This is a genomic window from Bacillus inaquosorum (assembly GCF_023238325.1).
In the GTDB taxonomy this organism is placed as follows: Bacteria; Bacillota; Bacilli; order Bacillales; family Bacillaceae; genus Bacillus; species Bacillus inaquosorum.
On sequence record NZ_CP096592.1, the window covers coordinates 83,730 to 97,464 of the forward strand.

The 13,735-nt window shown below is 48.8% G+C and carries 8 protein-coding genes, 9 tRNA genes and 4 rRNA genes; all 21 read left to right on the top strand.

All coding sequences use genetic code 11. From position 1 onward, the window contains the following. Positions 1–11: 11 nt before the first annotated feature. Positions 12–596, top strand: coding sequence for an aminodeoxychorismate/anthranilate synthase component II (pabA, locus tag M1M80_RS00445; RefSeq protein WP_060397781.1), 585 nt, complete (start codon positions 12–14; stop codon positions 594–596). Then, positions 596–1,477: an aminodeoxychorismate lyase gene (gene pabC / locus M1M80_RS00450; protein ID WP_060397782.1), complete on the top strand. Its 882-nt coding sequence runs from the start codon at positions 596–598 to the stop codon at positions 1,475–1,477. The genes pabA and pabC overlap by 1 nt, the downstream gene beginning before the upstream one ends. Next, on the top strand, positions 1,459–2,316 hold the full coding sequence (gene folP, locus M1M80_RS00455) for a dihydropteroate synthase (RefSeq protein WP_060397783.1): 858 nt from the start codon (positions 1,459–1,461) through the stop codon (positions 2,314–2,316). The genes pabC and folP overlap by 19 nt, the downstream gene beginning before the upstream one ends. Beyond that, on the top strand, positions 2,309–2,671 hold the full coding sequence (folB, locus tag M1M80_RS00460; RefSeq protein WP_003242079.1) for a dihydroneopterin aldolase: 363 nt from the start codon (positions 2,309–2,311) through the stop codon (positions 2,669–2,671). The genes folP and folB overlap by 8 nt, the downstream gene beginning before the upstream one ends. Continuing rightward, positions 2,668–3,171, top strand: coding sequence for a 2-amino-4-hydroxy-6-hydroxymethyldihydropteridine diphosphokinase (gene folK / locus M1M80_RS00465; protein ID WP_060397784.1), 504 nt, complete (start codon positions 2,668–2,670; stop codon positions 3,169–3,171). The genes folB and folK overlap by 4 nt, the downstream gene beginning before the upstream one ends. Beyond that, on the top strand, positions 3,123–3,341 hold the full coding sequence (locus M1M80_RS00470) for a helix-turn-helix domain-containing protein (protein ID WP_060397785.1): 219 nt from the start codon (positions 3,123–3,125) through the stop codon (positions 3,339–3,341). The genes folK and M1M80_RS00470 overlap by 49 nt, the downstream gene beginning before the upstream one ends. Before the next feature lie 12 nt (positions 3,342–3,353). Further along, entirely contained in the window at positions 3,354–4,355 is a 1,002-nt protein-coding gene (gene dusB / locus M1M80_RS00475; protein ID WP_003242073.1) for a tRNA dihydrouridine synthase DusB, read from the top strand. A 91-nt stretch (positions 4,356–4,446) separates the two neighbouring features. Continuing rightward, complete coding sequence (gene lysS, locus M1M80_RS00480; protein WP_060397786.1) at positions 4,447–5,946, top strand: lysine--tRNA ligase; 1,500 nt, start codon at positions 4,447–4,449, stop codon at positions 5,944–5,946. A 312-nt stretch (positions 5,947–6,258) separates the two neighbouring features. After that, positions 6,259–7,808 (top strand): 16S ribosomal RNA (locus tag M1M80_RS00485). A gap of 169 nt (positions 7,809–7,977) precedes the next feature. Then, a 23S ribosomal RNA gene (locus M1M80_RS00490) occupies positions 7,978–10,905 on the top strand. A gap of 54 nt (positions 10,906–10,959) precedes the next feature. Next, positions 10,960–11,075, top strand: a 5S ribosomal RNA gene (rrf, locus tag M1M80_RS00495). Between the two features lie 22 nt (positions 11,076–11,097). Further along, a tRNA-Val gene (locus tag M1M80_RS00500) sits at positions 11,098–11,173 on the top strand. 4 nt (positions 11,174–11,177) lie between these two features. Further along, positions 11,178–11,253 (top strand) — tRNA-Thr (locus M1M80_RS00505). Positions 11,254–11,290: 37 nt separating this feature from the next. Next, positions 11,291–11,366 (top strand) — tRNA-Lys (locus M1M80_RS00510). Between the two features lie 7 nt (positions 11,367–11,373). Next, positions 11,374–11,456, top strand: a tRNA-Leu gene (locus tag M1M80_RS00515). A gap of 40 nt (positions 11,457–11,496) precedes the next feature. After that, a tRNA-Gly gene (locus M1M80_RS00520) sits at positions 11,497–11,571 on the top strand. Between the two features lie 14 nt (positions 11,572–11,585). Further along, positions 11,586–11,671, top strand: a tRNA-Leu gene (locus M1M80_RS00525). A gap of 9 nt (positions 11,672–11,680) precedes the next feature. Beyond that, positions 11,681–11,757: transfer RNA gene (locus M1M80_RS00530), tRNA-Arg, on the top strand. 26 nt (positions 11,758–11,783) lie between these two features. Continuing rightward, positions 11,784–11,860 (top strand) — tRNA-Pro (locus M1M80_RS00535). Between the two features lie 7 nt (positions 11,861–11,867). Further along, positions 11,868–11,943: transfer RNA gene (locus M1M80_RS00540), tRNA-Ala, on the top strand. 174 nt (positions 11,944–12,117) lie between these two features. Beyond that, positions 12,118–13,667, top strand: a 16S ribosomal RNA gene (locus M1M80_RS00545). The 16S, 23S and 5S rRNA genes sit together here with 9 tRNA genes alongside, the layout of an rRNA operon. Positions 13,668–13,735: the final 68 nt, after the last annotated feature.

Genomic DNA, 13,735 nt, shown 5'->3' on the forward strand with positions numbered 1-13,735 from the left:
TGAGCGGAGAAATGATTTTAATGATTGATAACTACGATTCATTCACGTACAACTTGGTGCAGTATTTGGGCGAGCTTGGGGAAGAACTGATTGTGAAACGCAATGATGACATCACGATCGAAGAAATCGAAGAGCTTTCTCCTGATTTTCTGATGATATCACCTGGACCATGCAGTCCTGATGAGGCAGGGATCAGCCTTGAAGCAATTAAACATTTCGCAGGCAAAATTCCCATTTTTGGTGTATGCCTCGGACATCAGTCCATCGCACAAGTGTTTGGCGGTGACGTCGTTAGGGCAGAGCGGCTTATGCACGGGAAAACCTCTGATATCGAGCATGACGGCAAGACGATCTTCGAAGGACTGAAAAATCCCCTTGTCGCGACTCGTTACCACTCGCTGATCGTAAAACCTGAGACGCTGCCAAGCTGTTTTACAGTAACAGCACAAACGAAAGAAGGAGAAATCATGGCCATTCGCCACAATGACCTCCCGATAGAGGGCGTGCAATTTCACCCAGAGTCTATTATGACCTCCTTTGGGAAAGAAATGCTCAGAAATTTCATTGAGACATACCGCAAGGAAGCTATTGCGTGATGATATATGTTAACGGCCGGTATATAGAGGAGAAAGATGCAGTTCTTTCTCCTTTTGACCATGGATTTTTATATGGGATCGGTGTTTTTGAAACCTTCAGGCTCTACGAAGGCTGCCCGTTTTTGCTTGATTGGCATATAGAAAGGCTTGAACGTGCGCTTAAGGATCTGCAAATCGAATATACTGTTTCAAAGGATGAGATCCTCGAGATGCTGGACAAGCTGCTTTGGCTGAATGATATAAAGGATGGCAATGCCCGCGTCAGGCTGGACATATCAGCAGGAATCAGCGATAAAGGCTTTGTCGCCCAGACATACGATAAGCCGACTGTTTTATGCTTTGTGAACCAGCTGAAACCAGAAAGTCTTCCTTTGCAAAAAGAAGGAAAGGTATTATCGATACCGAGAAACACACCAGAGGGGCCGTTCCGATTAAAATCTCATCATTACTTAAATAATATGTATGCGAAACGGGAAATCGGAAATGATCCGGGTGTCGAAGGGATTTTCTTAACTGAGGATGGAGCTGTTGCGGAGGGCATCATATCAAATGTTTTCTGGAGAAAAGGCAGCTGCATCTATACTCCATCGCTCGACACCGGCATTCTGGACGGTGTCACGAGACGTTTTGTCATGGAAAATGCAAAGAAAATAGGACTGGAACTCAAAACGGGCCGATACGAGCTCGAAGCTCTCATGACAGCTGACGAAGCGTGGATGACGAACTCGGTTCTTGAGATCATCCCGTTTACTAAAATAGAAGCAGTAAACTATGCGGGCCGAAGCGGAGAAGCAGCCTCTGCTCTTCAAACGCTATACAAAAAAGAAATAAAGAACATGATTCATGAAAAGGGAGGAAGAGAATGGCGCAGCAAACGATAGACCAAACACAAGTAATCCACACCAAGCCCAGCGCTTTATCATATAAAGAGAAGACATTGGTGATGGGGATTTTAAACGTAACGCCTGACTCTTTCTCAGACGGCGGAAAATATGACAACTTGGACAAGGCGCTGCTGCACGCGAAAGAGATGATCGATGACGGCGCCCATATCATTGATATCGGAGGAGAATCGACAAGGCCTGGCGCTGAGTGTGTGTCAGAGGATGAGGAGATGTCCAGAGTGATTCCGGTAATTGAGCGGATCACAAAAGAATTAGGCGTCCCGATTTCTGTAGATACGTACAAGGCTTCTGTAGCAGATGAAGCTGTGAAAGCCGGCGCATCCATTATCAATGATATTTGGGGAGCGAAACATGATCCTAAGATGGCTTCCGTTGCAGCAGAACACAATGTTCCAATTGTTCTCATGCATAACCGTCCAGAGAGAAATTACAATGACTTATTGCCGGATATGCTGTCGGACTTAATGAAGAGTGTAAAAATCGCTGTTGAGGCCGGAGTAGAAGAGAAGAACATTATCCTTGACCCCGGTATCGGGTTTGCGAAAACCTATCACGATAATTTGGCAGTGATGAACAAACTTGAAATTTTCAGCGGACTGGGATATCCGATTCTTCTGGCAACCTCCCGAAAAAGATTCATCGGACGTGTTCTGGATCTTCCGCCTGAAGAGCGGGCTGAGGGCACAGGTGCGACCGTGTGTCTCGGCATTCAAAAAGGCTGTGACATTGTCAGGGTCCATGACGTAAAACAAATTGCCAGAATGGCCAAAATGATGGACGCGATGCTGAATAAGGGAGGGGTGCACCATGGATAAAGTCTATGTAGAAGGCATGGAGTTTTACGGATACCACGGTGTGTTCAAAGAAGAAAATAAGCTTGGACAGCGGTTTAAAGTTGATTTAACCGCTGAGTTGGATTTAAGTAAAGCCGGACAAACAGACGACCTTGAGCAAACAATTAACTATGCTGAGCTCTATCACGTATGTAAAGATATCGTAGAAGGGGAGCCTGTGAAATTGGTGGAAACGCTGGCGGAACGTATTGCCGACACTGTGCTCAAGAAATTTCAGCCGGTGCAGCAATGTACTGTGAAAGTGATTAAGCCTGACCCGCCAATTCCCGGACACTATAAATCAGTAGCAATCGAAATCACGAGAAAAAAATCATGAACAACATAGCTTATATTGCACTCGGATCTAACATTGGAGATAGAGAAACGTATTTAAGGCAAGCAGTGGCATTACTGCACCAGCATGATGCGGTGACAGTCACTAAAGTGTCGTCCATTTACGAAACTGACCCGGTCGGATACGAGGACCAAAATGAATTTTTGAATATGGCTGTTGAAATCAAGACGTCGCTGAATCCTTTTGAACTCCTTGAACTAACGCAGCATATAGAAAATGACTTAGGCAGAACAAGGGAAGTAAGATGGGGACCGCGGACGGCAGACCTTGACATTTTGCTGTTTAATCGTGAAAATATTGAAACAGAGCAACTAATTGTTCCGCATCCGAGAATGTATGAGCGTTTGTTTGTCCTTGCACCGCTTGCGGAGATTTGCCCGCAGGTTGAAAAAGAGGCAACAAGCGCGGAAACAGACCAAGAAGGTGTAAGAGTATGGAAGCAGAAATCTGGGGTAGACGAATTCGTGCATTCAGAAAGCTGAAAGGTTATACTCAAGAAGGATTTGCAAAAGCATTAGGTATATCAGTTTCTATTCTCGGCGAAATTGAACGCGGAAACCGATTGCCGTCAGCTGCCATTATTCAAGATGTAGCAGATGTTTTAAATATAAGCGCGGACGAATTAGCGCCGCCAGAAAAATATAACAAATGAAAGGAGGAAAAAATGTTTAAAATCGGTGATATTCAATTGAAAAACCGGGTTGTGCTTGCCCCAATGGCTGGTGTCTGCAACTCAGCATTCAGATTGACTGTCAAGGAATTCGGAGCTGGATTGGTATGTGCTGAAATGGTCAGTGATAAAGCGATCCTTTACAACAATGCAAAAACCATGGGTATGCTTTACATTGATGAACGTGAAAAACCGCTTAGCCTTCAAATTTTCGGTGGAAAAAAGGAAACCCTTGTGGAAGCGGCGAAGTTTGTAGATCAAAACACAACTGCTGACATTATTGATATTAATATGGGATGTCCTGTACCAAAGATTACAAAATGTGACGCGGGAGCGAAATGGCTTCTCGATCCAGATAAGATCTATGAAATGGTTTCTGCAGTAGTGGATGCCGTTGATAAACCAGTTACAGTGAAAATGAGAATGGGCTGGGATGAAGACCACATTTTTGCAGTGAAAAACGCACAAGCTGTAGAACGTGCGGGCGGAAAAGCAGTTGCACTTCACGGCCGCACAAGAGTGCAGATGTACGAAGGAACGGCAAACTGGGACATCATCAAAGAAGTAAAACAATCAGTATCGATTCCGGTTATCGGAAACGGCGATGTCAAGACGCCGCAGGATGCTAAGCGCATGCTTGAGGAAACAGGAGTAGACGGTGTCATGATCGGCCGCGCTGCACTGGGCAATCCGTGGATGATTTACCGTACGGTTCAATACCTCGAAACAGGCGAATTAAAAGAAGAGCCGCAAGTACGCGAAAAAATGGCGGTATGCAAACTGCATCTTGACCGCCTGATTAACTTAAAGGGTGAAAACGTAGCGGTAAGAGAAATGAGGAAACACGCTGCGTGGTATCTGAAAGGCGTAAAAGGCAATGCAAAGGTTCGTAATGAAATCAACCATTGCGAGACAAGAGAAGAGCTTGTACAGCTTTTAGATGCATTTACTGTTGAAGTTGAGGCAAAAGAGCTTCAAGACGCAAAAGTAGGATAATACTAACCTCTATTTGCTGCTCACTGCCAGTTTTGCGCTGGCAGTTTTTCTGCTTTTTGCATGAAACAATATCTGTAATGGAGTGATAACAATGAGTCAAGAAGAGCATAACCATGAAGAATTGAACGACCAGCTGCAAGTCAGACGCGATAAAATGAATCAGCTGAGAGATAACGGCATTGATCCGTTCGGCGCACGTTTTGAAAGAACTCATCAGTCTCAGGAAGTTATTTCGGCATATCAAGATCTAACCAAAGAAGAGTTAGAAGAAAAAGCAATTGAAGTCACAATCGCAGGCCGCATGATGACAAAACGCGGCAAAGGAAAAGCCGGCTTTGCGCATCTCCAGGACTTAGAAGGTCAAATCCAAATCTACGTAAGAAAAGACAGTGTCGGTGACAACCAATATGAAATCTTCAAGTCTTCTGACCTCGGTGATCTTATCGGTGTAACCGGAAAAGTCTTCAAAACAAATGTAGGCGAATTGTCTGTTAAAGCCACTTCTTTTGAATTGCTGACAAAAGCGCTACGTCCGCTACCTGACAAATACCATGGTTTAAAAGACGTTGAGCAGCGCTACCGTCAGCGCTACCTGGATCTTATCGTAAATCCAGACAGCAAACATACGTTCATTACACGCAGCAAGATCATTCAAGCTATGAGAAGATACCTTGATGATCATGGATACTTAGAAGTAGAAACACCAACAATGCACAGCATTCCTGGGGGAGCTTCTGCACGTCCGTTTATCACCCATCACAATGCGTTAGATATTCCGCTCTATATGCGTATTGCCATTGAACTGCACCTAAAACGCCTGATCGTCGGCGGTTTAGAAAAAGTATATGAAATCGGCCGTGTTTTCCGTAATGAAGGTGTCTCTACACGCCATAACCCTGAATTCACGATGATTGAGTTGTATGAAGCGTATGCAGACTATAAAGATATCATGAGCTTAACTGAAAACCTTGTTGCTCATATCGCCCAAGAAGTGCTTGGAACAACTACGATCCAATACGGGGATGAACAAATCGATCTTAAACCTGAGTGGAAAAGAATCCATATGGTTGACGCAGTCAAGGAAGCGACTGGTATTGATTTCTGGGAAGAGGTTACTGTTGAGCAGGCACGCGAATATGCAAAAGAACATGGCGTAGAGATTAAAGACTCAATGACAGTAGGCCATATCATCAACGAGTTCTTCGAACAAAAAATTGAAGAAACGCTTATTCAGCCAACGTTTATTTACGGACATCCTGTAGAAATTTCTCCTCTAGCTAAGAAAAACCCAGAGGATCCGCGCTTCACAGACCGTTTTGAACTGTTTATCGTTGGCCGTGAACACGCAAACGCGTTTACAGAGCTGAATGATCCTATTGATCAAAGAGAACGCTTTGAAGCGCAATTAAAAGAGCGTGAAGCTGGTAACGATGAAGCTCATCTAATGGATGAAGATTTTGTTGAAGCTCTGGAATATGGTATGCCGCCAACAGGAGGCTTAGGCATCGGTATCGACCGTCTGGTTATGCTTCTGACGAATGCTCCTTCTATTCGCGATGTGCTGTTATTCCCGCAAATGAGACAACGCTAATAAAGAAGAGCGGCATCCTTTCTCTATGAAGGGATGCCGCTCTTTTTAAATTCCTAAGTATTTCTTCAAAAAAACTATTGCACTATTATTTACAAGGTGGTATATTATTATTCGTTGCCGCTAAACAAGGCGATAACGAAAAAAAGAACTTCAAAAAAGTTATTGACTTCACTGAGTCATCGAGTTATAATAATAAAGTCGCTTGAACGAAGTGAACGAAAATGATCTTTGAAAACTAAACAAGACAAAACGTACCTGTTAATTCATTTTTAAATAAATCGCACAGTGATGTGCGTAGTCAGTCAAACTACTTTATCGGAGAGTTTGATCCTGGCTCAGGACGAACGCTGGCGGCGTGCCTAATACATGCAAGTCGAGCGGACAGATGGGAGCTTGCTCCCTGATGTTAGCGGCGGACGGGTGAGTAACACGTGGGTAACCTGCCTGTAAGACTGGGATAACTCCGGGAAACCGGGGCTAATACCGGATGCTTGTTTGAACCGCATGGTTCAAACATAAAAGGTGGCTTCGGCTACCACTTACAGATGGACCCGCGGCGCATTAGTTAGTTGGTGAGGTAACGGCTCACCAAGGCAACGATGCGTAGCCGACCTGAGAGGGTGATCGGCCACACTGGGACTGAGACACGGCCCAGACTCCTACGGGAGGCAGCAGTAGGGAATCTTCCGCAATGGACGAAAGTCTGACGGAGCAACGCCGCGTGAGTGATGAAGGTTTTCGGATCGTAAAGCTCTGTTGTTAGGGAAGAACAAGTACCGTTCGAATAGGGCGGTACCTTGACGGTACCTAACCAGAAAGCCACGGCTAACTACGTGCCAGCAGCCGCGGTAATACGTAGGTGGCAAGCGTTGTCCGGAATTATTGGGCGTAAAGGGCTCGCAGGCGGTTTCTTAAGTCTGATGTGAAAGCCCCCGGCTCAACCGGGGAGGGTCATTGGAAACTGGGGAACTTGAGTGCAGAAGAGGAGAGTGGAATTCCACGTGTAGCGGTGAAATGCGTAGAGATGTGGAGGAACACCAGTGGCGAAGGCGACTCTCTGGTCTGTAACTGACGCTGAGGAGCGAAAGCGTGGGGAGCGAACAGGATTAGATACCCTGGTAGTCCACGCCGTAAACGATGAGTGCTAAGTGTTAGGGGGTTTCCGCCCCTTAGTGCTGCAGCTAACGCATTAAGCACTCCGCCTGGGGAGTACGGTCGCAAGACTGAAACTCAAAGGAATTGACGGGGGCCCGCACAAGCGGTGGAGCATGTGGTTTAATTCGAAGCAACGCGAAGAACCTTACCAGGTCTTGACATCCTCTGACAATCCTAGAGATAGGACGTCCCCTTCGGGGGCAGAGTGACAGGTGGTGCATGGTTGTCGTCAGCTCGTGTCGTGAGATGTTGGGTTAAGTCCCGCAACGAGCGCAACCCTTGATCTTAGTTGCCAGCATTCAGTTGGGCACTCTAAGGTGACTGCCGGTGACAAACCGGAGGAAGGTGGGGATGACGTCAAATCATCATGCCCCTTATGACCTGGGCTACACACGTGCTACAATGGACAGAACAAAGGGCAGCGAAACCGCGAGGTTAAGCCAATCCCACAAATCTGTTCTCAGTTCGGATCGCAGTCTGCAACTCGACTGCGTGAAGCTGGAATCGCTAGTAATCGCGGATCAGCATGCCGCGGTGAATACGTTCCCGGGCCTTGTACACACCGCCCGTCACACCACGAGAGTTTGTAACACCCGAAGTCGGTGAGGTAACCTTTTAGGAGCCAGCCGCCGAAGGTGGGACAGATGATTGGGGTGAAGTCGTAACAAGGTAGCCGTATCGGAAGGTGCGGCTGGATCACCTCCTTTCTAAGGATATTTACGGAATATAAGACCTTGGGTCTTATAAACAGAACGTTCCCTGTCTTGTTTAGTTTTGAAGGATCATTCCTTCGAAACGTGTTCTTTGAAAACTAGATAACAGTAGACATCACATTCAATTAGTAAGACAAGATATCACGTAGTGATTCTTTTTAACGGTTAAGTTAGAAAGGGCGCACGGTGGATGCCTTGGCACTAGGAGCCGATGAAGGACGGGACGAACACCGATATGCTTCGGGGAGCTGTAAGCAAGCTTTGATCCGGAGATTTCCGAATGGGGAAACCCACCACTCGTAATGGAGTGGTATCCATATCTGAATTCATAGGATATGAGAAGGCAGACCCGGGGAACTGAAACATCTAAGTACCCGGAGGAAGAGAAAGCAAATGCGATTCCCTGAGTAGCGGCGAGCGAAACGGGATTAGCCCAAACCAAGAGGCTTGCCTCTTGGGGTTGTAGGACACTCTGTACGGAGTTACAAAAGAACGAGGTAGATGAAGAGGTCTGGAAAGGCCCGCCATAGGAGGTAACAGCCCTGTAGTCAAAACTTCGTTCTCTCCTGAGTGGATCCTGAGTACGGCGGAACACGTGAAATTCCGTCGGAATCCGGGAGGACCATCTCCCAAGGCTAAATACTCCCTAGTGACCGATAGTGAACCAGTACCGTGAGGGAAAGGTGAAAAGCACCCCGGAAGGGGAGTGAAAGAGATCCTGAAACCGTGTGCCTACAAGTAGTCAGAGCCCGTTAACGGGTGATGGCGTGCCTTTTGTAGAATGAACCGGCGAGTTACGATCCCGTGCAAGGTTAAGCAGAAGATGCGGAGCCGCAGCGAAAGCGAGTCTGAATAGGGCGCATGAGTACGTGGTCGTAGACCCGAAACCAGGTGATCTACCCATGTCCAGGGTGAAGTTCAGGTAACACTGAATGGAGGCCCGAACCCACGCACGTTGAAAAGTGCGGGGATGAGGTGTGGGTAGGGGTGAAATGCCAATCGAACCTGGAGATAGCTGGTTCTCTCCGAAATAGCTTTAGGGCTAGCCTCAAGGTAAGAGTCTTGGAGGTAGAGCACTGATTGGACTAGGGGCCCCTACCGGGTTACCGAATTCAGTCAAACTCCGAATGCCAATGACTTATCCTTGGGAGTCAGACTGCGAGTGATAAGATCCGTAGTCGAAAGGGAAACAGCCCAGACCGCCAGCTAAGGTCCCAAAGTATACGTTAAGTGGAAAAGGATGTGGAGTTGCTTAGACAACCAGGATGTTGGCTTAGAAGCAGCCACCATTTAAAGAGTGCGTAATAGCTCACTGGTCGAGTGACTCTGCGCCGAAAATGTACCGGGGCTAAACGTATCACCGAAGCTGCGGACTGTTCTTCGAACAGTGGTAGGAGAGCGTTCTAAGGGCTGTGAAGCCAGACCGGAAGGACTGGTGGAGCGCTTAGAAGTGAGAATGCCGGTATGAGTAGCGAAAGAGGGGTGAGAATCCCCTCCACCGAATGCCTAAGGTTTCCTGAGGAAGGCTCGTCCGCTCAGGGTTAGTCGGGACCTAAGCCGAGGCCGAAAGGCGTAGGCGATGGACAACAGGTTGATATTCCTGTACCACCTCCTCACCATTTGAGCAATGGGGGGACGCAGGAGGATAGGGTAAGCGCGGTATTGGATATCCGCGTCCAAGCAGTTAGGCTGGGAAATAGGCAAATCCGTTTCCCATAAGGCTGAGCTGTGATGGCGAGCGAAATATAGTAGCGAAGTTCCTGATTCCACACTGCCAAGAAAAGCCTCTAGCGAGGTGAGAGGTGCCCGTACCGCAAACCGACACAGGTAGGCGAGGAGAGAATCCTAAGGTGATCGAGAGAACTCTCGTTAAGGAACTCGGCAAAATGACCCCGTAACTTCGGGAGAAGGGGTGCTCTGTTAGGGTGCAAGCCCGAGAGAGCCGCAGTGAATAGGCCCAGGCGACTGTTTAGCAAAAACACAGGTCTCTGCGAAGCCGTAAGGCGAAGTATAGGGGCTGACGCCTGCCCGGTGCTGGAAGGTTAAGAGGAGCGCTTAGCGTAAGCGAAGGTGCGAATTGAAGCCCCAGTAAACGGCGGCCGTAACTATAACGGTCCTAAGGTAGCGAAATTCCTTGTCGGGTAAGTTCCGACCCGCACGAAAGGCGCAACGATCTGGGCACTGTCTCAACGAGAGACTCGGTGAAATTATAGTACCTGTGAAGATGCAGGTTACCCGCGACAGGACGGAAAGACCCCGTGGAGCTTTACTGCAGCCTGATATTGAATGTTGGTACAGCTTGTACAGGATAGGTAGGAGCCTTGGAAACCGGAGCGCCAGCTTCGGTGGAGGCATCGGTGGGATACTACCCTGGCTGTATTGACCTTCTAACCCGCCGCCCTTATCGGGCGGGGAGACAGTGTCAGGTGGGCAGTTTGACTGGGGCGGTCGCCTCCTAAAAGGTAACGGAGGCGCCCAAAGGTTCCCTCAGAATGGTTGGAAATCATTCGCAGAGTGTAAAGGCACAAGGGAGCTTGACTGCGAGACCTACAAGTCGAGCAGGGACGAAAGTCGGGCTTAGTGATCCGGTGGTTCCGCATGGAAGGGCCATCGCTCAACGGATAAAAGCTACCCCGGGGATAACAGGCTTATCTCCCCCAAGAGTCCACATCGACGGGGAGGTTTGGCACCTCGATGTCGGCTCATCGCATCCTGGGGCTGTAGTCGGTCCCAAGGGTTGGGCTGTTCGCCCATTAAAGCGGTACGCGAGCTGGGTTCAGAACGTCGTGAGACAGTTCGGTCCCTATCCGTCGCGGGCGCAGGAAATTTGAGAGGAGCTGTCCTTAGTACGAGAGGACCGGGATGGACGCACCGCTGGTGTACCAGTTGTTCTGCCAAGGGCATCGCTGGGTAGCTATGTGCGGACGGGATAAGTGCTGAAAGCATCTAAGCATGAAGCCCCCCTCAAGATGAGATTTCCCATTCCGCAAGGAAGTAAGATCCCTGAAAGATGATCAGGTTGATAGGTCTGAGGTGGAAGTGTGGCGACACATGGAGCTGACAGATACTAATCGATCGAGGACTTAACCACATTTTGAATGATGTCACACCTGTTATCTAGTTTTGAGAGAACACTCTCAATTTGTTTGGTGGCGATAGCGAAGAGGTCACACCCGTTCCCATACCGAACACGGAAGTTAAGCTCTTCAGCGCCGATGGTAGTCGGGGGTTTCCCCCTGTGAGAGTAGGACGCCGCCAAGCAATTGCACGTTAGTGCAATTATGGAGGATTAGCTCAGCTGGGAGAGCATCTGCCTTACAAGCAGAGGGTCGGCGGTTCGAGCCCGTCATCCTCCACCATTTTGCCGGTGTAGCTCAATTGGTAGAGCAACTGACTTGTAATCAGTAGGTTGGGGGTTCAAGTCCTCTTGCCGGCACCACTTTTATATGATATAATATTCAAGTCTCTTGTAAGAAGAGCCATTAGCTCAGTTGGTAGAGCATCTGACTTTTAATCAGAGGGTCGAAGGTTCGAGTCCTTCATGGCTCACCATTTTTACGCGGGTGTGGCGGAATTGGCAGACGCGCTAGACTTAGGATCTAGTGTCTTTATGACGTGGGGGTTCAAGTCCCTTCACCCGCATTATATAGGATAACAGTTATAAAAACTGGACATCCTGTCTGCGGAAGTAGTTCAGTGGTAGAACACCACCTTGCCAAGGTGGGGGTCGCGGGTTCGAATCCCGTCTTCCGCTCCAACTATGCCATCCACGCCGGGGTGGTGGAATTGGCAGACACACAGGACTTAAAATCCTGCGGTAGGTGACTACCGTGCCGGTTCAAGTCCGGCCCTCGGCATTAAGTTTTGCGCCCGTAGCTCAATTGGATAGAGCGTTTGACTACGGATCAAAAGGTTAGGGGTTCGACTCCTCTCGGGCGCGCCATTATTCTAATAGAATAGATAGGAAATCGGGAAGTAGCTCAGCTTGGTAGAGCACATGGTTTGGGACCATGGGGTCGCAGGTTCGAATCCTGTCTTCCCGACCATTTTAATGGGGCCTTAGCTCAGATGGGAGAGCGCCTGCTTTGCACGCAGGAGGTCAGCGGTTCGATCCCGCTAGGCTCCACCAAAAGTTTTTCAAAAAAGTTGTTGACTTTGAAGAAGCAGCGTTGTATACTAATAAAGTTGCTTTAACAAAGCGAACAAACGAAATGATCTTTGAAAACTAAACAAGACAAAACGTACCTGTTAATTCATTTTTTAAATAAATCGCACAGCGATGTGCGTAGTCAGTCAAACTACTTTATCGGAGAGTTTGATCCTGGCTCAGGACGAACGCTGGCGGCGTGCCTAATACATGCAAGTCGAGCGGACAGATGGGAGCTTGCTCCCTGATGTTAGCGGCGGACGGGTGAGTAACACGTGGGTAACCTGCCTGTAAGACTGGGATAACTCCGGGAAACCGGGGCTAATACCGGATGCTTGTTTGAACCGCATGGTTCAAACATAAAAGGTGGCTTCGGCTACCACTTACAGATGGACCCGCGGCGCATTAGCTAGTTGGTGAGGTAACGGCTCACCAAGGCAACGATGCGTAGCCGACCTGAGAGGGTGATCGGCCACACTGGGACTGAGACACGGCCCAGACTCCTACGGGAGGCAGCAGTAGGGAATCTTCCGCAATGGACGAAAGTCTGACGGAGCAACGCCGCGTGAGTGATGAAGGTTTTCGGATCGTAAAGCTCTGTTGTTAGGGAAGAACAAGTACCGTTCGAATAGGGCGGTACCTTGACGGTACCTAACCAGAAAGCCACGGCTAACTACGTGCCAGCAGCCGCGGTAATACGTAGGTGGCAAGCGTTGTCCGGAATTATTGGGCGTAAAGGGCTCGCAGGCGGTTTCTTAAGTCTGATGTGAAAGCCCCCGGCTCAACCGGGGAGGGTCATTGGAAACTGGGGAACTTGAGTGCAGAAGAGGAGAGTGGAATTCCACGTGTAGCGGTGAAATGCGTAGAGATGTGGAGGAACACCAGTGGCGAAGGCGACTCTCTGGTCTGTAACTGACGCTGAGGAGCGAAAGCGTGGGGAGCGAACAGGATTAGATACCCTGGTAGTCCACGCCGTAAACGATGAGTGCTAAGTGTTAGGGGGTTTCCGCCCCTTAGTGCTGCAGCTAACGCATTAAGCACTCCGCCTGGGGAGTACGGTCGCAAGACTGAAACTCAAAGGAATTGACGGGGGCCCGCACAAGCGGTGGAGCATGTGGTTTAATTCGAAGCAACGCGAAGAACCTTACCAGGTCTTGACATCCTCTGACAATCCTAGAGATAGGACGTCCCCTTCGGGGGCAGAGTGACAGGTGGTGCATGGTTGTCGTCAGCTCGTGTCGTGAGATGTTGGGTTAAGTCCCGCAACGAGCGCAACCCTTGATCTTAGTTGCCAGCATTCAGTTGGGCACTCTAAGGTGACTGCCGGTGACAAACCGGAGGAAGGTGGGGATGACGTCAAATCATCATGCCCCTTATGACCTGGGCTACACACGTGCTACAATGGACAGAACAAAGGGCAGCGAAACCGCGAGGTTAAGCCAATCCCACAAATCTGTTCTCAGTTCGGATCGCAGTCTGCAACTCGACTGCGTGAAGCTGGAATCGCTAGTAATCGCGGATCAGCATGCCGCGGTGAATACGTTCCCGGGCCTTGTACACACCGCCCGTCACACCACGAGAGTTTGTAACACCCGAAGTCGGTGAGGTAACCTTTTAGGAGCCAGCCGCCGAAGGTGGGACAGATGATTGGGGTGAAGTCGTAACAAGGTAGCCGTATCGGAAGGTGCGGCTGGATCACCTCCTTTCTAAGGATATTTACGGAATATAAGACCTTGGGTCTTATAAACAGAACGTTCCCTGTCTTGTTTAGTTT